Below are 20,634 nucleotides of genomic sequence, written 5' to 3' on the forward strand. Positions count from 1 at the left end.
AATGGCAGATTTAAAAGCTTTTGCTGAACAATTAGTAAACTTGACTGTAAAAGAAGTGAGCGAACTCGCTACGATCCTGAAAGAAGAGTACGGTATCGAACCGGCTGCTGCAGCTGTTGCTGTTGCAGGCCCTGCTGCAGGCCCTGCTGCCGCAGCTGAAGAAGAAAAAACTTCTTTCGATGTAATCCTGAAAGCTCCGGGAGCTAACAAATTAGCGATCGTTAAATTAGTAAAAGAATTGACTGGTCTTGGCTTGAAAGAAGCAAAAGACTTAGTTGACGGTGCGCCTAGCCCTATCAAAGAAGGTATTGCTAAAGCAGACGCAGAAGGATTAAAGAAAAGCTTAGAAGAAGCAGGAGCAGAAGTTGAGCTTAAATAAAATTCATAGCCTGAATAACAGGTAGTTGGTTAAGAGTCTGCGAAAAAAGGAGACTCTTAACCTTTTTGCGTCTTTATTTTCATTAAGTTCAATAAAATCCTTTCAAATGTCTTCAACAGCTGATAAACAAAGAGTTAATTTCGCTTCAATTAAGAATCCGCTTCCTTATCCGGACTTTCTTGAGGTACAATTGAAGTCATTCCAAGACTTTTTACAACTTGACACACCCCCGGAAAAGAGGAAGAAAGAGGGATTGTATAAAGTATTTGCGGAAAACTTTCCTATTGCAGATACCCGAAACAACTTCGTGTTGGAGTTTTTAGATTATTACATCGATCCGCCGCGTTATACAATCGAAGAATGTATTGCTCGCGGATTGACCTATAGCGTCCCATTGAAAGCTAAGTTGAAACTGTATTGTACTGACCCTGATCATGAGGATTTTGATACGGTGATACAGGACGTTTACTTAGGCCCTATCCCTTACATGACGGAAAGGGGTACTTTTGTGATCAATGGAGCCGAACGGGTGGTGGTTTCTCAATTGCACCGTTCTCCGGGCGTATTCTTCGGACAGAGTACACACGCTAACGGAACGAAGCTTTATTCTGCCCGTATTATTCCGTTTAAAGGATCCTGGATCGAATTTGCTACGGACATCAACAATGTCATGTACGCTTATATCGACCGTAAGAAAAAATTGCCAGTAACTACCCTTTTGAGAGCTATCGGCTTTGAAAGCGATAAAGACATTCTCGAAATCTTTAATCTGGCGGAAGAAGTTAAGGTCACGAAAACCAACCTGAAGAAATATATCGGACGGAAATTGGCGGCTCGTGTACTGAAGACTTGGGTAGAAGACTTTGTGGATGAAGATACCGGTGAGGTTGTTTCTATTGAACGTAATGATGTAATTATAGATCGTGAATCTATCCTGGATCAGGATAATGTGGAAGAAATCCTGGAGTCCGGTACGCAACATATTCTATTGCACCGGAACGATCAGAATCTTTCCGATTATGCTATTATATATAATACTTTACAGAAAGACCCGAGTAACTCGGAAAAAGAAGCTGTATTGTATATCTACAGACAGTTGCGTAATGCAGAGCCGGCCGACGAAGCCAGTGCCCGTGAAATCATTACCAACCTGTTCTTCTCCGAAAAACGCTACGACCTGGGTGAAGTCGGACGTTACCGGATTAACAAGAAACTGAATCTGACGACGCCTGATGATGTCAAGGTATTAACGAAAGAAGATATTATTGAGATCATCAAGTACCTGATCGAGTTGATCAATTCAAAAGCCATTGTGGATGATATTGACCACTTGAGTAATCGTCGTGTACGTACAGTCGGTGAACAGCTTTATAACCAATTCGGTATTGGTTTGGCTCGTATGTCCCGTACGGTTCGTGAACGGATGAACGTGCGTGATAACGAAGTATTTACTCCAATCGACCTGATCAATGCGAAGACGATCTCTTCTGTTGTCAATTCATTCTTCGGAACCAATGCTCTGTCCCAGTTTATGGATCAGACGAATCCATTGGCGGAAATCACACACAAACGTCGTCTGTCTGCTTTAGGCCCGGGTGGTCTGTCGCGTGAGCGTGCCGGATTTGAGGTACGTGACGTTCACTATACCCATTATGGTCGTCTTTGTCCGATTGAAACGCCTGAAGGGCCGAACATCGGATTGATTTCTTCTCTTTGTGTCTATGCAAAGATCAATGACCTTGGTTTTATCTCTACTCCTTACCGTATGGTTACTGATAATCAGGTAGATTTCTCTGACGAAGGACTGAGCTATTATACGGCTGAAGAGGAAGAGGATTTGACAATCGCTCAGGGGAATGCTCCGTTAGATGATAGAGGACGCTTTATCCGTGACCGGGTTAAATCCCGTTTAGGAGCCGACTTCCCTGTTGTCGCTCCGGAAGATGTAGATCTGATGGACGTGTCTCCTACGCAGATTGCTTCGATTGCCGCTTCATTGATTCCTTTCCTTGAGCATGATGACGCTAACCGTGCTTTGATGGGATCTAACATGATGCGCCAGGCAGTACCTCTGTTGCGGACGGATGCTCCGATTGTGGGTACAGGTATCGAAAAGCAAGTGGCTATCGACTCCCGTACACAAATCACGGCTGAAGGCGAAGGTGTAATTGTATATGTAGATGCTACTACAATAAAGATTAAATATGACCGCACGGAGGATGAAGACTTCGTGAGCTTCGAAGATGCGGTTAAGACTTATATCATTCCGAAATGGCGTAAAACAAACCAGAGTACTACGGTTGACTTGCGTCCTATCTGTAAGGTAGGCCAACGCGTTACTCAGGGTGATGTCTTGACTGAAGGCTATTCCACGCAAGACGGGGAATTAGCTCTTGGACGGAATGTTATGGTGGCTTATATGCCATGGAAGGGATACAACTATGAGGATGCGATTGTATTGAACGAACGTATGGTTCGTGAAGACTTCTTCACCTCAGTTCATGTCGATGAATATATCCTGGAAGTTCGCGAAACGAAACGGGGTATGGAAGAATTGACATCGGATATCCCGAATGTAAGCGAAGAAGCAACCCGTGATCTGGATGAAAGAGGAATTGTGCGTATCGGAGCACGTATCGAGCCGGGAGATATCCTGATCGGTAAAATTACTCCGAAAGGCGAATCCGATCCTTCTCCGGAAGAAAAACTGTTGCGTGCTATCTTCGGTGATAAAGCCGGTGATGTGAAAGATGCTTCTTTGAAAGCGACGCCTTCTTTGCGTGGGGTTGTGATCGACACTGCTCTATTCTCTAAAGCCGTAAAGAAACGCAAATCACGTTTGACGGATAAAGCGATCTTACCGAAACTGGATGAAGAGTACGAAGAAAAGATTGCTGAATTGAAAGGCCGACTGGTTGAAAAATTAGTAGTGCTGACCAATGGTAAGGCTTCACAGGGAGTGAAGGATTACATGAATATGGAAGTGGTAGCCAAAGGGGCTAAGTTCACACGTAAAGTGTTGGAAGAGCTTGACTACAACGCCGTACAGGTGAGCAAATGGACTGCTGACAATGATAAGAATGAATTGATCAAACAGGTTATTCTGAACTATCTGAAGAAATATAAAGAGTTGGATGCCGAGCTGAGACGTAAGAAATTTGACCTTACGATCGGGGATGAGTTGCCAACCGGTATTGTTCAGATGGCTAAAGTATATGTTGCGAAGAAACGTAAGATCCAGGTAGGAGATAAAATGGCGGGACGTCACGGTAACAAAGGTATTGTTTCCAAGATTGTACGTCAGGAAGATATGCCGTTCCTGGAAGACGGAACTCCGGTGGATATCTGTTTGAATCCGCTGGGTGTACCTTCCCGTATGAACCTTGGACAGATCTTTGAAGCTGTATTGGGATGGGCCGGACGGAAGCTGGATGCGAAGTTTGCCACTCCGATCTTTGACGGGGCCTCTTTGGACGACCTGAATGACTGGACAGATAAAGCCGGTATCCCGCGTTATGGTAAGACCTACCTGTACGATGGTGGTTCCGGGGAACGGTTCGACCAACCGGCGACAGTTGGGGTGACTTACTTCCTGAAACTGGGCCACATGGTTGATGATAAGATGCATGCCCGTTCGATCGGTCCGTACTCTTTGATCACCCAGCAACCTTTAGGGGGGAAAGCCCAATTCGGGGGACAACGTTTCGGAGAAATGGAAGTTTGGGCACTCGAAGCTTTCGGTGCCGCCCATATACTTCAGGAAATACTTACGATCAAGTCGGACGACGTGGTCGGACGTTCTAAAGCATACGAGGCTATCGTCAAAGGCGAACCTATGCCGCAACCGGGTATTCCTGAATCACTGAATGTATTGCTCCATGAACTAAGAGGTCTTGGTTTGAGCTTCACTCTGGACTAATTAATATTAGTTGAAAGTTGAGAGTTGAAAGTTGAAAGTGAACTTTCGATGATCAGCTCCTAACTTTCAACTTTCAACTTTCAACTTTGCTTTACGCTTCGCTAAGCGATTTGCAATTCAACTCTAAAAAATATGGCTTTTAGAAAAGAAAACAAGATAAAGAGTAGCTTTTCAAAAATAACAATCGGTTTAGCATCTCCTGAAGAAATCCTTGAGAATTCAAGCGGAGAAGTATTGAAACCGGAAACAATCAACTATCGTACTTACAAACCTGAACGTGACGGTCTTTTCTGCGAGCGTATTTTTGGTCCGATAAAGGACTACGAATGCCATTGCGGGAAATACAAACGTATCCGTTATAAAGGAATTGTGTGCGACCGTTGTGGGGTGGAAGTGACGGAAAAGAAAGTGCGCCGCGAACGGATGGGACATATCCATCTGGTCGTTCCCGTAGCGCATATCTGGTATTTCCGTTCTTTACCGAATAAGATTGGTTACCTGTTAGGTTTGCCTACCAAGAAACTGGACTCTATTATTTATTACGAACGTTATGTCGTGATACAACCGGGACCTGTAGATGAAATCGTAGAACTGGACCTTCTCTCGGAAGAAGAATACCTGAATATTCTGGATAATCTGCCGAAAGAAAACCAATTGCTCGAAGATACCGACCCGAATAAGTTCATTGCCAAGATCGGTGCCGAAGCGGTGTACGACCTATTGGCTCGCCTGGACCTGGATGCTTTGTCTTATGAACTACGCCACCGTGCCAGCACAGATACTTCCCAGCAGCGTAAGAACGAAGCGTTGAAACGCCTGCAGGTGGTTGAATCTTTCCGTGCGTCTCGTGGGCGGAACAAACCGGAATGGATGATCGTGAAGGTGGTTCCTGTGATCCCGCCCGAACTGCGTCCGTTGGTTCCGCTGGATGGTGGGCGTTTTGCTACCTCCGACTTGAACGACTTATACCGTCGGGTGATTATCCGTAATAACCGTCTGAAACGACTGATCGATATTAAAGCCCCTGAGGTGATCCTACGTAATGAAAAACGTATGCTTCAGGAAGCCGTCGACTCGTTGTTCGACAACTCACGTAAATCAAGCGCGGTAAAGACCGATGCCAACCGTCCGTTGAAATCATTGTCCGACAGTTTGAAAGGGAAACAAGGACGTTTCCGTCAGAACCTGTTGGGTAAACGTGTCGACTACTCGGCTCGTTCGGTAATCGTCGTTGGTCCGGAATTGAAAATGCATGAATGTGGCTTGCCGAAGAATATGGCAGCCGAACTATATAAGCCTTTCGTTATCCGTAAACTGATCGAACGGGGTATCGTTAAGACAGTGAAATCGGCAAAGAAGATTGTCGACCGTAAAGAAGCGGTTGTCTGGGATATCCTGGAATATGTAATGAAAGGACATCCTGTATTGCTGAACCGTGCGCCGACTTTGCACCGTTTGGGTATCCAGGCATTCCAGCCGAAGTTGATCGAAGGTAAAGCAATCCAATTGCACCCGTTGGCATGTACGGCATTCAACGCCGACTTCGACGGTGACCAGATGGCTGTTCACTTGCCATTGGGCAATGAAGCGATTCTGGAAGCACAGATGTTGATGCTTGCCTCACATAACATTCTGAATCCGGCAAACGGAGCGCCGATTACCGTTCCTTCTCAGGATATGGTATTGGGACTTTATTATATCACCAAATTGCGCAAAGGCGCTAAAGGCGAGGGCTTGACGTTCTACGGACCGGAAGAAGCAACCATCGCTTATAATGAAGGTAAAGTAACTATCCATGCCCCGATCAATGTGATCGTGAACGATGTGGATAAAGAAGGTAAACCCATCAAACAGATGTTGGTGACCTCTGTCGGCCGTTTGATGGTCAATGAATTTGTACCGGAAGAAGTAGGTTATATCAATGAATTGTTAGGTAAAAAAGCTTTACGTGACATTATCGGTGATGTAATTAAAGTTTGTGGGGTAGCCCGTACAGCTCAGTTCCTGGATGACATTAAGAACTTAGGTTACTATATGGCATTCAAGGGCGGCTTATCTTTCAACCTGGCTGACGTATTGATCCCGGAAGAAAAAGGTGAATTGGTTGCTGAAGGAGATGCTGAAGTAGAGCAGATCATCGCCAACTACAGCATGGGTTTCATTACCTTCAACGAACGTTACAACCAGATCATCGATACCTGGACACACGTAAACAGCAAGCTTTCCAATATCTTGATCAAAAAACTGGCTGAAGATAACGATGGATTCAACTCCGTATATATGATGATGGACTCCGGTGCTCGTGGTTCGAAAGAACAGATCCGCCAGTTATCCGGTATGCGTGGTTTGATGGCAAAGCCGCAGAAGAGTGGGGCTGAAGGTGGACAAATTATTGAAAACCCGATCCTCTCGAACTTTAAAGAAGGTTTGTCGGTGTTGGAATACTTTATCTCTACCCACGGTGCCCGTAAAGGTTTGGCCGATACGGCGTTGAAGACTGCCGATGCCGGTTATCTGACGCGTCGTCTGGTAGACGTTTCACACGATGTGATTGTGAATGAAGAGGACTGCGGAACACTGCGTGGACTGGTATGTACCGAACTGAAGAATAATGAAGAAGTAATTGCTTCGCTTTACGAACGTATCCTCGGACGTGTATCTGTTCATGATATCCAGCATCCGCTGACCGGTGAAATCATTGTTCAATCCGGAACAGAAATCCGGGAAGATGCGGCTCGTCTGATCGAAGCCTCTCCGATTGAAAGCGTAGAAATACGTTCGGTATTGACCTGTGAATCGAAGAAAGGCGTTTGCGCCAAATGTTACGGACGTAACCTGGCTACGGGACAAATGGTTCAGAAAGGAGAGGTTGTCGGTGTGATCGCTGCACAGTCTATCGGTGAGCCGGGAACACAGTTGACACTGCGTACGTTCCACGTTGGGGGTATCGCTTCGAATATTGCAACCGAAAACAGCATTGTTTCTAAATATGACGGTATCCTGGAAATCGACGAGTTACGTTCGGTTAAGTCAGAAGAAGGCGGACAGGAACATCAGGTGGTTGTCAGCCGTCTGGCGGAAATGCGTATTGTCGATCCGAATACCAATATCGTGCTTTTGTCTCATAATATTCCTTATGGTTCCAAGCTGTATTTCAATAGTGGAGATACCGTTAAGAAAGGGAATACCATTATCGAATGGGACCCGTTCAATGCCGTTATCGTATCGGAAGTTTCCGGTAAGATCGAGTTTGAGAATGTGGTAGAAAATATCACCTATAAGGTTGAAAGTGACGAAACAACCGGTTTGAAAGAAAAGATTATCATTGAATCGAAAGATAAGACGAAAGCTCCGGCTGCGCATATCATCGATGAAAAGGGTAATTACCTGAAGAACTATTCACTGCCGTTAGGCGCCCACGTGGTGAAAGAAAACGGGGATAAGATCAAAGCCGGTGAAGTGCTGGTTAAGATCCCGCGTGCTGTCGGTAAGACCGGTGACATCACCGGAGGTTTGCCCCGTGTAACCGAATTGTTCGAGGCCCGTAACCCGTCCAACCCCGCTGTGGTTTCTGAAATTGACGGTGAAGTAAGCTTCGGCAAGATCAAACGGGGTAATCGTGAAATCATGGTTACTTCAAAACTGGGTGAAGTGAAGAAATATATGGTGCCGCTGTCCAAGCAGTTGCTTGTTCAGGAGAACGACTATATCCGTGCAGGTATGCCGTTGTCCGATGGTGCGATCACGCCTTCTGATATTCTGGCTATTAAAGGTCCGACTGCCGTTCAGGAATATATCGTGAACGAGGTTCAGGACGTTTATCGTCTGCAAGGGGTGAAGATCAACGACAAACACTTTGAGGTGATCGTTCGTCAGATGATGCGTAAAGTGGAAGTGGTCGATCCGGGAGATACCCGTTTCCTTGAGCAGCAAGTGGTAGATAAATTGGAAGTGATGGAAGAGAACGATCGGATCTGGGGCAAGAAAGTGGTTTTGGATCAAGGTGACTCTCAAACCATGCATGCCGGACAGATCGTTACCGCACGTAAGCTGCGCGATGAAAACTCCATGTTGAAACGTCGTGACCTGAAACTGGTAGAAGTGCGTGATGCCGTTCCGGCAACTGCCAACCAGATCTTGCAAGGTATCACCCGTGCCGCTCTGCAAACCAATAGCTTTATGTCGGCAGCATCCTTCCAGGAAACAACGAAGGTGTTGAACGAAGCTGCTATCAACGGTAAAGTAGACCGCCTGGAAGGCCTGAAGGAGAATGTGATCTGTGGTCACCTGATCCCGGCCGGTACCGGACAGCGCGAATTCGACAAACTGGTTGTCGGAGCCAAAGACGAGTTCGACCGCATCTTTGCCAACCGCAAGAATGTTGTTGACTTCTCGATGGAGGAAGAGTGATAGAATTGATCTATGTCAAAAAGTAGGAACTGCTTCGGGTTATTATCCTGTTTGTATTTGGGTATTCCTTTAAAGAACTTACTTTTGTAATAGATATTAGCACTATATATCTAAACTTGGAAAAACGTTTAATAGATTATTATTTTTAAACACAAAAGTATTTTTACATTGGTCTAAAGAATTGAGAATTAAAAACACAACAAAAAAGCGACTGCCTGTGAAGGTGGTCGTTTTTGTTTATGTCAAGTCGCAAACCCAAAAGCTTTGCATGGATCACCCCGGAGAGTTGTGGAGTCCATTCGCATCTCACAATAATTGATCCTAAAGAACAAAAACCCCAAAATACCCTCCGAACAAAGTTTTTCGTTTTTTTACTTACATCATACAGGATTTTCTTTCATCCCTGTATATCAGCTGTATAGCGATTTCGAATAGCCGGAAAAACACTAAAATTCCTGTAAGTAACTTTCTGGTACCTGTTGGAGAACCCCAACAGTGATCGGTTTAACATTGTCGCCTGTCCCGGCTGTATGATGGTAGTAAAAAAACGAAAAACTCTGTTTGGAATGATCGGTTTACCACTAATTGTCGTTTGCATTTGTTAACATCCGACTTCGACTACAAAAAATAGCCTCTTCCACTGAAAAGGCCGGCAGGGTTTCCCAAAAGGCCGCCGGAGTTTGGCAAAAGGCCGCCGGCCTTTGACCGACCTGAAAGAGATTCCCAAATCGTTTCAGCCCCCCCTTTTTTCAACTACCAGTACTTTGCGCGCAAACTACTAATAGTTTGTCGCCAAACTACCGGTAGTTGGTGCGCAAACTACCGGTAGTTTCTGAAGGGAATATTAAGTTCTCATTTTCAATGGTTTATAAATCCGTAAAGTCCATTCGCGTCGAAGAAGATTTGAAGATCAATTGTCTGAATCAGGATTATCAGGATTGAATAAATGGGCAGGATTAAAGCCTGTGACACTCGCTTCGCTCGCCTCTAATCTTGTAAATATATTCAATCCTGATAATCCTGATTCAGACAATGGGACCTTCCAACCTCAAACTATTTGAAACCCGTCACACCCCCCCCCTTTTTTTAACACCGCACTTTGCTCGACAAAACATTGCACTTTGGTGAACAAAACATTGCGCTTTTTTCGACGAAAGTGCGATGTTTTATTCGGAGGGGTTAAAACCCATAGAAATAAAAGGTGCCGCTGTGAAAAGTCCGAAAGGACTTTGAAACAGTTCTCCACAATAATATGGGCTGATCCAAAGCTTTCCTTATCTTTACAACAAAAAAGTAAGAATTATGGATACTAACAGATCGAAAAATGAGATTCAGGTAGAGTTATCGGAAGAGATGGCGCAGGGGACGTACGCCAACCTGGCGATTATATCCCATTCTTCCTCGGAGTTTATTCTTGACTTTGTGCGCATGGTGCCGGGAGTACCTAAGGCGAAGGTGAAAAGCCGGGTGATCCTGACGCCCGATAATGCCAAACGTTTGTTGGATGCCTTGGCGGATAATATCGCTAAGTTTGAAGAAATGAAACGAAGGGGAGGAGCACCCGAGCCGAATGGCTTTCTGCCGCCGATTGGGGGGATGAAAGGGGAAGCTTGAAAAGAGCAATGAAGAATGAAGAATGAAAAATGAAGAATTTAAGGGCCTATCTCAGTTCCCCGCCTTTGAAGGCGGGGGGGACCGCTGCTTGCAGCGGTGGGGCGGTTGAATTTTTCATTCTTTATTCTTCATTCTTCATTTCAAGAAACTACTTCTTTCATAAAGAAAGAAGTAGTTTCTTGAGTACCGCCTGTGCAGAGATCTCCCGGTTAGCGGCTTCGGGGATAACGATGCTTTGCGGGCTTTCGATCACGTCGTCGGTGACGATCATATTGCGGCGCACGGGCAGGCAGTGCATAAAGTAGGCGTTGTTGGTCAATGCCATCTTCTCCGTATCGACAGTCCAGCTACGGTCTTTACTCAATACCTCGCCGTAATGCGGATCCTGGAAGGCTGCCCAGTTCTTGGCATAGATAAAGTCGGCACCTTCGAACGCTTTCTTCTGATCGTATTCCACCCGGGCATTGCCCACGAAAGAAGGATCCAATTCATAACCTTCGGGATGGGTGATGACAAACTCATAATCCGTGGCGTTCATCCACTCGGCAAAGCTATTAGGCACTGCCTGTGGAAGTGCCTTCGGATGAGGCGCCCAGGTCAGGACCACCTTCGGACGGGCGGTCTTCTTATACTCTTCAATCGTAATCAGGTCGGCATAGCTCTGCAGCGGATGACGCGTAGCTGCTTCCATACTGAACACCGGCCGGCCGGAATGGCGGATAAACTGGTTCAGTATCTTCTCTGTATAATCATCTTCTTTGCTCTCGAACTGCGCAAACGAACGCACGCCGATCACATCGCAATAACAACCCATCACGGGGATGGCCTCCAATAGATGTTCCGGTTTGTCGCCATCCATAATCGCGCCCCGTTCCGTCTCCAGTTTCCAGGCACCCTGGTTGATATCCAGTACGATCGTGTTCATGCCCAGGTTCATTGCCGCCTTCTGCGTGCTCAGGCGGGTACGCAGGCTGGAGTTGAAGAAGATCATCATCAATGTTTTGTTCTTTCCCAGATGGGCGAATTGGAACCGGTCTTTCTTGATCTCGAACGCATCGGCCAAAGCCTGGTTCAGGTCACCGATATCTTGTACACAAGTGAAATTTTTCATCGTTTCTATTCTTTTAGTAAAGCTCAAAGATAATGCTTATTCTTTTTATTTTCGGGATTGGCCGTTTCCTTCAATAATATATTTGTAAGTAGTTAATTCCGGCAGGGCCATGGGGCCGCGGGCGTGGAGCTTTTGGGTGCTGATACCGATCTCGGCGCCAAAGCCAAACTGGGCACCGTCGGTAAAGGCCGTAGATACATTGGCGTAGACACAGGCGGCATCGACCGCTTGCTGGAAGAGGCGGATTGTTTCTTTATTCTCACTGACAATCGCTTCGCTATGCCGGGAACTGTATTGGGCGATATGGTCCAGGGCTTCATTGAGGGAAGCGACCGTGCGGATGCTCATCTTATAATCCAGGAATTCCGTGCCGAAGCTTTCCAGTGTTGCTTCTTTTAAGAGATCCTCCGGATAATGTCCGCTTAAGGCCGCATAGGCTTCCGGATCGGCATAGATCGTCACCCGGCTATCCTGCATCTTTTCACACAGGAAAAGCAGGTCTGCGGATCGATCTTTATGGATAATCAGACAATCCAAGGCATTACAAACACTTACCCGCCGGGTCTTGGCATTGGTAATGATGGCCTGCCCTTTTGCTGCATCCCCTTCTTTATCAAAATAGGTATGACAAATGCCGGCTCCGGTTTCGATCACCGGCACACGGGCATGTTCCCTTACGTAATCGATCAACGCACTGCTTCCGCGCGGGATGATCAGATCGACCAGTCCGACAGCATTTAATAATACAGCTGTCGCTTCCCGGTCGGCAGGCAATAGTGTGCAAACCGCCGGGTTAAGATCATACTTTTCCAATACCTTATGGATGATCGCCACAAGCGCCTGGTTCGATTCGTCGGCATCCGATCCGCCTTTCAACAAGCAGGCATTCCCACTCTTCAGGCAGAGCGAAAAAACATCCATCGTCACGTTCGGCCGCGCTTCATAGATCATACCGATCACCCCGAAAGGCACCGATACCTTGCGGATCACCATGCCATTGGGACGGATCGTTTCATCCAATACCTTACCTAAAGGAGAGGGTAGGGCAGCCACCTGACGCATATCTCCGGCGATCGCTTCCAACCGCTCTCCAGTCAGCCGCAACCGGTCGTACTTCGGATCGTTTTCCGCCATCCGCGCCAGATCCCGGGCATTGGCTGTCAGGACCGCTTCTTTGTCTTCGATCAATGCCTCGGCCGTCTCCCGCAGGATCGCCCCGATCGTTTTACCCGGCAATGCCAAAAGCGAACGGGAGGCCCGGGCGGTTTGTTGTATTAATTTTGTAACCATAATATTATATTTCGTAGGGGCACCCCTTGTGGGCGCCCTCTTCATTGTTTATTCCCCATTTTTGCGGATTCTCAATAATATAGGCCGTAATATTATCAAATCCCCGTTGATCCCTTATGATATGTTCATAATAATTACGTTGCCATAAGTGTTTATCAAAAGGAGGCCACCCCTTCTGTTTAACCCCGGATATATACCTAACGGTGGTTTCAGACTTAAATGCGTCCATAATAGAAGCTAAAGAAATTACATCGTCCTTGCAAATTTGAATAATGCCATGGAAGTGATCCGGCATAACAACATAGGAATGTAATCTCAGTATTGGATATTTGTTTGTCAACTCATTCCATAGCTGCTCGATCATTTCTCCCGCATCATTTAAAATCATAAGACCTTGTTCTATTCTTCCGAAGAACGGATTCTTGTTTTGACAACAAATGGTTACAAAATAAAAACCACTTTGTGCATAATTATATCCGTTCAACCGGATGGTGTTTGGCCTTCGTTTTTTTGTATTCATAATTAATGGTGTATTGTATTATTGGGCGGCCACGAGGGCCGCCCCTACAGGATGATTAAATAATCATAATGCACCAACGGCTTTTGGTCGCGGTGGCCGATCAGGGCGGTGGCTTCTTCGCTGTTGTAGTCGGCACAGCCGACGCCGATCTGTGTGCCGGCGGCGTTGAAGATGCGTACGATATCGCCTTTCTCGAATTCGCCGACGATATGGGTGACGCCAACCAATAAGAGGCTGGTGGCCTTTGGTGCGGTCAGGGCTTCGCCGGCTCCGGCGTTGACGTGTATCTCTCCTTTGGCGAAGCCTTCCGAATGGGCAATCCATTTCTTTACGCTACTCACCGGCTTGGGCGAAGGCATGAAGCGGGTGCAGACGACCTCCTCTTTTCGCGACAACAGGCGAGGCAGGATATTGTCTTTCTTGCCGTTGGCGATGATCACGGTGATGCCTTCATCGGCCACTTTGCGGGCGATGCGGCATTTGGTCAGCATGCCCCCGCGACCGAACGACGACCGGCTGGTTTGTACGTAGTTTGAGAGGTCCTGGTCTTCCGTTCCGATCTGCCGGATCACCTCGCAGGCGGGATCACTGGGGTTGCCGTTGAAGATCCCATCGATATTACTCAGGATAATCAACGCATCCATGCCAAGCATCGTAGCAATCAGTCCGGAAAGCTCATCGTTATCGGTAAACATCAGTTCGGTCACCGAGATGGTATCGTTCTCATTGACAATGGGGATCACCTTGTTCGCCAGCATCACTTCCATGCAATGCTTCTGATTCAGGTAGTGCGTGCGGCTGCTGAAATTCTCTTTCGTCGTCAACACCTGCCCGCACCGCATCCCGTGTTCGCGGAAGAGTTCATAGTAGCGGTTGATCAGCTTCGCCTGTCCCACCGCCGAATACAATTGCCGGGCAGAGACCGGATCCAGTTTCTTCCCCGCCTTGATCTCCGAGCGCCCCGAAGCCACCGCGCCGGAGGAAATCAATACCACTTCCATCCCTTTGTGATGCAACTCCGCCACCTGATCGACCAATGCCGACATCCGGGTGATGTCCAGTGTGCCATCCGATCGCGTCAGCACGTTGCTTCCAATCTTAACCGCGACTCTTTTCACTTAAATCAATTTTCATCCGGTGTATGGTCTGTAGTAATGCCGGCAGATGGTTTTTGACAACATCAAATATAGTCTCCGCATCAATGTCGAAGTAGTGATGAGCGATGATGTCTCTCATGCCCATAACCCCTTTCCAATCAGTCTCCGGGTAATCTTTTAGCCATTCTTTAGCCGTAATCTTATCTATACTCTTAACACTTTCTCCGATAGTGATAAGTAACAGACAAGTACTTTCCAACCGCTCCATTCCGGGAAGGCTCTTCAGATAGTAGTCGGGAGAAGTGATCTCCGGCGCATGCATCAGTATTCTGTTGATCGCATACTCCAACTTTTCCAATAGAGGAATGAGCAACTCTTTATCAAACATAAAGCCCGTCTTTTTCAATGCGTTTACGAAGGAAGCTGTCCATAGTGTCGCGCAAGCGTACCAAGTCTACTTTTACATTAAGCAGTTCCTGCAAATCTTCTTTGAGATGTACCATCTTAAAGAGTTCCGCAGACTCCAGCTCCACGCAGATATCGATATCGCTATCTTCGTGTTGTTCTCCCCGGGCAACAGAACCGAACACACCCAGTTGTTTGATTCCATACAACTGCATATTGTTCTCTTTGAATTGCCGTAGTAACGTTATATATTCTGCTGTTGATCTCATAGAGGCAAAGATAATGAAATTACTCTACTTTCTTCTTATCGGTTTCTCTGATCTCCACCCTACGGATCTTTCCACTGATGGTTTTCGGCAGTTCTTCGACGAACTCGATTACGCGGGGGTATTTGTAGGGGGCGGTGACGCGCTTGACATGATTTTGAAGTTCTTTGATCAGGGTGTCGCCGGCTTTATCTTTGTATTCTTTGGAGAGGATGATGGTGGCTTTGACGATCTGTCCGCGGATCTCATCGGGCACGCCGGTGATGGCGCATTCCACGACGGCGGGATGAGTCATCAAGGCACTCTCTACTTCGAACGGGCCGATGCGGTAGCCAGAGCTTTTGATCACATCGTCGGTCCGTCCGACGAACCAGAAGTAACCGTCTTCGTCGCGCCAGGCGACATCGCCGGTATGGTAGATGCCTTCGTAGCAGGTCGCTTTCGTCAATGCTTCATCGCGGTAGTATTCTTTGAACAAACCCAGAGGGCGTCCGTTGGCGTAGCGCACGACGATCTCGCCTTGCTCGCCGTCTTCCGCAGGAGTCCCGTCGGGGCGAAGAAGATCGACTTCGTATTGCGGATTGGCCTTGCCCATCGAGCCCGGTTTGGGTTCGGTCCAGGGGAAGGTGCAGATGGTCAATGTCGTTTCCGTTTGACCGAATCCTTCCATCAGTTTGATGCCCGTCAGTTTCAGGAACGCTTCGAAGACGGCGGGATTCAATGCCTCGCCGGCGATCGTGCAGTATTCCAAGGAGGAGAGATCGTACTTCGTCAGGTCTTCGCGGATGAGGAAGCGGAAGATGGTCGGCGGCGCGCAAAGCGAGGTGATGCCGTAGTCCTGGATCATCTGCAGCATATCCGCCGGGTTGAACTTCTCGTGGTCGTAGACAAACACGGTAGCCCCCGATAACCATTGTCCGTAGAGCTTGCCCCAGACGGCTTTTCCCCAGCCCGTGTCGGCGATGGTCAGGTGCAGGCTGTCGGCGTGCAGGTTGTGCCAGTACTTGCCCGTGGTGATGTGCGCCAACGGATAGGTAAAGTCGTGCGCGACCATCTTGGGGTTGCCCGTCGTGCCGGAGGTGAAGTACATCATAGAGATATCCTCGTTGCAATTGACCTGTTCGGGGCGCACGAACGGCTGTGCGTTCGTCATGCCCTGATGGAAATCCTTGAAGCCTTCGGGTATCTCCGGACCGATGGAAACCAATTGCTGAATGGTCGGCGACTCGGGCATAGCTTCCCGAACCTGGCGGGTGACATTCTCTTCGCCTACGCAGACAATCATCTTGATGTCGGCCGCGTTGTTGCGGTACACGATATCCTTGCGCGTCAACAGGTGAGTCGCCGGAATAACCACGGCTCCCAGTTTGTGCAAAGCGATGATGGCGAACCAAAATTCATAGCGTCGCTTGAGGATCAGCATCACCTTATCGCCCTTGCCAATGCCGAGCGATTGAAAGTAGGCAGCCGTCTGATCGGAGTATCTTTTGATGTCGGCAAAGGAAAAGTCGATATGTTCCTTGTGATCGTTCGTCCAGCAGATCGCCCGTTTGTCGGGATCGCTCTCCGCCCAGGCGTCGACCACATCGTATCCGTAATTGAAGTTCTCGGGGATATTGACTTTGAAGTGCTTCGCGAAGTCTTCCTGCGACGCGAACTGTGTTTGGGGTAAATATCTTTCTATCATCAGAGTATGATTGCTAAAAATTTAACTTCCTCACCGTCCAACGCTTTCATGCCGTGCGGCAGTTCGGAATTGAAATAGATACTGTCGCCGGGTTCAAGGATCAGGTCTTTGCCGTTGATCTGCAACTGCAGGCGGCCACTGACTACCATATTGTATTCCTGTCCCGGATGGGAATTGAGATAGATCGGTGTGTCGTCCGCTTTGGGGTGCACGGTGACCAGGAACGGATCGGCTTTGCGTCCGGCAAATCCGGCAGCTAGCGATTGATACTTATAGGCTTTGGTGCGTTCCACAGCGATGCCTTTGCCCCGGCGGGTGATGAAGTAGGAACTCATCTTGGGCTCGTCGCCAAACATCAATGTGGTCAGCTCCACACCAAAAGCCTGCGAGATCTGATGCAGTATGCTCACGGAAATATCCACCGTCCCACTCTCCAGGCGGAGATATTCATCGGCTGTCAGCTGCGCTTTCTCCGCCATCTCTTCCGGCGATAATTCCAGCGCATCGCGAAGGCCCGACAGCCGTTCGGCGATCTGTTTTATCTGTTCGTTCATGTTCTTTGCATTTATAAGGTGAAAATGTCGCTGCAAATATAGGAATAAAAAGCAAAAAGACAGGACTTTTACTCTTTTGGTTTCTTTGGATATATATAAAAGAAGGGAGAAGTATGTAGATGATAACCGGGAAAAAGTTGTTTGACAGCCGTGGGACAGTTGTTTGACAGCTGTGGAACAATTGTTTGACAGCTGTCAAACAGCCGTTCGACAGCTGTCAAACGCAAAATATGACGGAGCTTTCGAATAAAAGTCCTGGTTTGGCTTTCTTTATGCCCGCGGTTTTCAGTCGTTTTCCTCCGATGATAAATTATTTTAACGCGAACTGGCTTTCTATCTCAAAAAGATTTAGTACGTTTATGCGCTAAATCATTTAAGCAAACAACATAATTTTTAAAGTCATAACATGAATAACGCTATTTTTAGGTTCCCCAATCCCGGGAACGAACCGGTGAAGGCGTATGCCCCCGGATCTGTAGAGAAAGCCGAGTTAAAGAAAGCATTAGCACAACTGAAATCAGAACAATGGGACATTCCATTGATTATCGGCGGTAAAGAAGTACGGACAGGAAACACAGGTAAAGTCGTCAGTCCCCATGATCATCAGCACGTATTGGCCACCTATCACAAAGCCGGCGAGGCGGAAGTGCAGATGGCAATCGATGCCGCTATGGCTGCGCACAAGAGCTGGTCGGAACTGCCTTGGCTCGAACGGGCATCCGTGATGTTGCGTATTGCCGAGCTTTGCTCCACTAAATATCGCTACCTGTTGAACGCTTCTGTGATTCTGGGACAGAGCAAGAACCCGTATCAGGCTGAGATCGACGCGCCTTGTGAGTTGATCGACTTCCTGCGCTATGGCGTTTACTTTGCCGATCAGATCTACAGCGGCCAACCGTTCTCTGATCGCGGCATCCTGAACCGGATGGAATACCGTGCGTTGGAAGGTTTCGTGTTCACGTTGAGCCCGTTCAACTTTACGGCGATTGCGGGTAACCTTAACCTGGCTCCGGCGATGATGGGTAACGTTACAGTGTGGAAACCGTCGACTACGGCGATCTATTCAAACTACCTGTTGATGAAGATTTTCAAGGAAGCCGGGCTGCCCGACGGCGTGGTGAACTTTATTCCCGGACAGGGAAGTGTGATCGGTAAGGTGATTACGGCAAGTCCCGACCTGGCTGGTTTCCATTTCACGGGTTCGACTGCAACGTTCAATACGCTTTGGCGTCAGATGGGGAATAACCTGGAGAACTATAAATCGTATCCGAAGATCGTGGGTGAGACCGGTGGTAAGGACTTTATCTTTGTTCACCATTCGGCTCCGACGAAAGAAGTGGCTACGGCTATCGTTCGTGGTGCTTTTGAATATCAAGGACAGAAATGTTCGGCTGCTTCACGCGCTTACCTGCCCAAGTCACTCTGGCCGGCGGTGAAAGAAGAAGTGGGTGCCCAACTGAAAGACTTCAAGATGGGAACACCCGAGAACTTTACGAATATCTTCAATGCGGTGATCGACGAAGCTTCTTTCGATACCTGCATGTCGTATATCAACCACGCGAAAGAATCGGCCGATGCCGAGATCGTCTTTGGCGGAAATGGCGACAAGACGGTCGGATACTTTGTGGAACCGACACTGATCGTAGCGAAAGACCCGAAATACAAGAGTATGGCGGAAGAGATCTTTGGCCCGATCATTACCATCTATCTCTACGACGACGATAAGTACGAAGAAACCTTGGAACTCTGCGATCAGACTTCACCGTATGCACTGACCGGTTCGATCTTTGCTACCTGCCGCTTTGCGATCCAAACAGCCTTTGATAAACTGCGCTTCGCTGCCGGTAACTTCTATATCAACGACAAACCGACCGGAGCCGTTGTCGGCCAACAGCCTTTCGGTGGCGCCCGTGCATCGGGAACCAACGACAAAGCCGGAAGCATGCTCAACCTGGTGCGCTGGACCAACCCGCGTTGTATCAAAGAAACATTCGTTCCACCCACGCACTTCGGATATCCGTTCCTGGGAGAGGAATAAAACCAATTGACAATTGACAATTGACAATTGACAATGAAAAGAGAATACTCTATTGATTGTCAATTGTCTCTATTAATTGTCAATTGTCAATTATCAATTGTCAATTAATCTACTACTATGCTTGATTTCAATAACACAGAAATCGCTTTCTCCGCGAAGTCGAAGGGAGAGCTGAATAACGCCTATATGTTGTACACGGTGATGAAGTATCCCTGGATTGTTAAGTTCGGGAAATGGGCTTCGAATATCGCCATTAAGATTCACTTTCCGTTGAACTGGATCGTCAAGCCGACGCTCTACAAGCAGTTTGTCGGTGGGGAAACACTGGAAGAATGCCGGAAGATCGTGGATCACCTGAGCCGGTCGAAAGTAAAATCCACCATGGACTTCTCCGCCGAAGGAGAACAAACGCCGGCAGGCATATTAGCTACCTTCGAAGAGACCCTGCGTTCGATCGATAACGCCAAGGGCAATCCGAATATCGCTTACTCCGTGTTTAAACCGTCGACCATCACCCGCGATGAGGTACTGGCCAAGGCCTCCGAGAAGCGCGAAGAGATGTCGGTCGACGAACTGCGCGAGTTCCGCGAGTTCCGTGAACGCTTTATGGCACTCTGCCGCCGGGCATATGATAATGATGTGCGGATCCTGGTCGATGCGGAAGACTACTGCTTCCAGGATGCGATCGACGAACTGACCGACGAAGCGATGCGCGAGTTCAACAAAGCCCGTCCGATCGTCTTTGCTACCCTGCAGATGTATCGTCACGACCGTTTGCCTTACCTGCAACGGATCCTCGACGACTCGATCGAGAAGAACTATTTCCCGGGTATCAAGTTCGTGCGCGGCGCTTATATGGAAGAAGAACGCAAACGGGCTGCAGAGATGGGCTATCCCGATCCGATCTGCAAAGACAAGCAGGCGACCGATGATAACTTCGACGCCGGCGTAGCTTTCGTGATGGATCATATCGACCGGATGGAGTTGTTTATGGGAACACACAACGAGACCAGCAACTACAAACTGGCGAAGCTGATCGACGAGAAAGGCATCGACCGCGGTGACGACCGCATCTACTTCTCTCAGCTCTTGGGCATGAGCGATAACATCTCGTACAACCTGGCGCACGAAGGCTACAAAGTAACCAAATACGTGCCTTACGCCCCCGTACGCGACGTCCTGCCTTACCTGATCCGCCGTGCCGAAGAAAACACGTCCGTCGCCGGACAAACCGGCCGCGAACTGCGCATGCTACAGATTGAGATGGATAGACGCAAAAAGAAGGGCTAGCCCTTCTTTTAAATTATGAATTATGAATTATGAATTGTGAGAAAAAAAGAGATA

The 20,634-nt window shown here is 47.9% G+C and carries 14 protein-coding genes; 6 read left to right on the forward strand and 8 right to left on the reverse strand.

What is annotated here, in order from left to right; genetic code table 11:
* Position 1 precedes the first annotated feature (1 nt).
* From rplL to M2133_RS08760, 4 genes are all read left to right on the forward strand, one after another.
* The gene (rplL, locus tag M2133_RS08745) at positions 2-379 is read left to right on the forward strand and encodes a 50S ribosomal protein L7/L12 (RefSeq protein WP_277465715.1); all 378 of its coding nucleotides are present in this window, start codon (positions 2-4) and stop codon (positions 377-379) included.
* Between the two features lie 106 nt (positions 380-485).
* On the forward strand, positions 486-4,298 hold the full coding sequence (gene rpoB, locus M2133_RS08750; protein WP_277465717.1) for a DNA-directed RNA polymerase subunit beta: 3,813 nt from the start codon (positions 486-488) through the stop codon (positions 4,296-4,298).
* Positions 4,299-4,430: 132 nt separating this feature from the next.
* On the forward strand, positions 4,431-8,708 hold the full coding sequence (gene rpoC / locus M2133_RS08755; protein WP_277465718.1) for a DNA-directed RNA polymerase subunit beta': 4,278 nt from the start codon (positions 4,431-4,433) through the stop codon (positions 8,706-8,708).
* A 1,302-nt stretch (positions 8,709-10,010) separates the two neighbouring features.
* Positions 10,011-10,322 carry a DUF3467 domain-containing protein gene (locus M2133_RS08760; RefSeq protein WP_277465720.1) on the forward strand — a complete coding sequence of 104 codons (312 nt, stop codon included), beginning with the start codon at positions 10,011-10,013 and terminating at the stop codon, positions 10,320-10,322.
* Positions 10,323-10,479: 157 nt separating this feature from the next.
* Here the strand turns inward: M2133_RS08760 and M2133_RS08765 are convergent, their stop codons facing one another.
* Genes M2133_RS08765 through M2133_RS08800 form a run of 8 tightly spaced genes read right to left on the reverse strand, consistent with a single transcriptional unit; the run spans position 10,480 to position 17,252 of the window.
* Positions 10,480-11,433, reverse strand: a complete 954-nt coding sequence (locus M2133_RS08765) for an N-acetylornithine carbamoyltransferase (RefSeq protein WP_277465722.1) — start codon at positions 11,431-11,433, stop codon at positions 10,480-10,482.
* Between the two features lie 45 nt (positions 11,434-11,478).
* Positions 11,479-12,723: a glutamate-5-semialdehyde dehydrogenase gene (locus M2133_RS08770; RefSeq protein WP_277465723.1), complete on the reverse strand. Its 1,245-nt coding sequence runs from the start codon at positions 12,721-12,723 to the stop codon at positions 11,479-11,481.
* A 4-nt stretch (positions 12,724-12,727) separates the two neighbouring features.
* On the reverse strand, positions 12,728-13,243 hold the full coding sequence (locus M2133_RS08775; RefSeq protein ID WP_277465724.1) for a transposase: 516 nt from the start codon (positions 13,241-13,243) through the stop codon (positions 12,728-12,730).
* A 44-nt stretch (positions 13,244-13,287) separates the two neighbouring features.
* On the reverse strand, positions 13,288-14,361 hold the full coding sequence (gene proB / locus M2133_RS08780; RefSeq protein ID WP_277465726.1) for a glutamate 5-kinase: 1,074 nt from the start codon (positions 14,359-14,361) through the stop codon (positions 13,288-13,290).
* Entirely contained in the window at positions 14,342-14,728 is a 387-nt protein-coding gene (locus M2133_RS08785; protein WP_277465727.1) for a HepT-like ribonuclease domain-containing protein, read from the reverse strand. The genes proB and M2133_RS08785 overlap by 20 nt, the downstream gene beginning before the upstream one ends.
* Complete coding sequence (locus M2133_RS08790) at positions 14,721-15,014, reverse strand: nucleotidyltransferase family protein (RefSeq protein ID WP_277465728.1); 294 nt, start codon at positions 15,012-15,014, stop codon at positions 14,721-14,723. The genes M2133_RS08785 and M2133_RS08790 overlap by 8 nt, the downstream gene beginning before the upstream one ends.
* 19 nt (positions 15,015-15,033) lie before the next feature.
* Positions 15,034-16,698: an AMP-binding protein gene (locus M2133_RS08795; protein ID WP_277465729.1), complete on the reverse strand. Its 1,665-nt coding sequence runs from the start codon at positions 16,696-16,698 to the stop codon at positions 15,034-15,036.
* On the reverse strand, positions 16,698-17,252 hold the full coding sequence (locus tag M2133_RS08800) for a cupin domain-containing protein (protein WP_277465730.1): 555 nt from the start codon (positions 17,250-17,252) through the stop codon (positions 16,698-16,700). The genes M2133_RS08795 and M2133_RS08800 overlap by 1 nt, the downstream gene beginning before the upstream one ends.
* Positions 17,253-17,658: 406 nt before the next feature.
* Between M2133_RS08800 and pruA the strand changes: the two genes are divergently transcribed.
* Both pruA and M2133_RS08810 read left to right on the forward strand, forming a co-directional pair.
* Positions 17,659-19,290 carry an L-glutamate gamma-semialdehyde dehydrogenase gene (gene pruA / locus M2133_RS08805; RefSeq protein ID WP_277465731.1) on the forward strand — a complete coding sequence of 544 codons (1,632 nt, stop codon included), beginning with the start codon at positions 17,659-17,661 and terminating at the stop codon, positions 19,288-19,290.
* A 117-nt stretch (positions 19,291-19,407) separates the two neighbouring features.
* Positions 19,408-20,580: a proline dehydrogenase family protein gene (locus M2133_RS08810; RefSeq protein ID WP_277465733.1), complete on the forward strand. Its 1,173-nt coding sequence runs from the start codon at positions 19,408-19,410 to the stop codon at positions 20,578-20,580.
* Positions 20,581-20,634 lie beyond the last annotated feature (54 nt).

Source organism: Parabacteroides sp. PF5-6 (assembly GCF_029504695.1).
Taxonomy (GTDB): Bacteria; Bacteroidota; Bacteroidia; order Bacteroidales; family Tannerellaceae; genus QVMG01.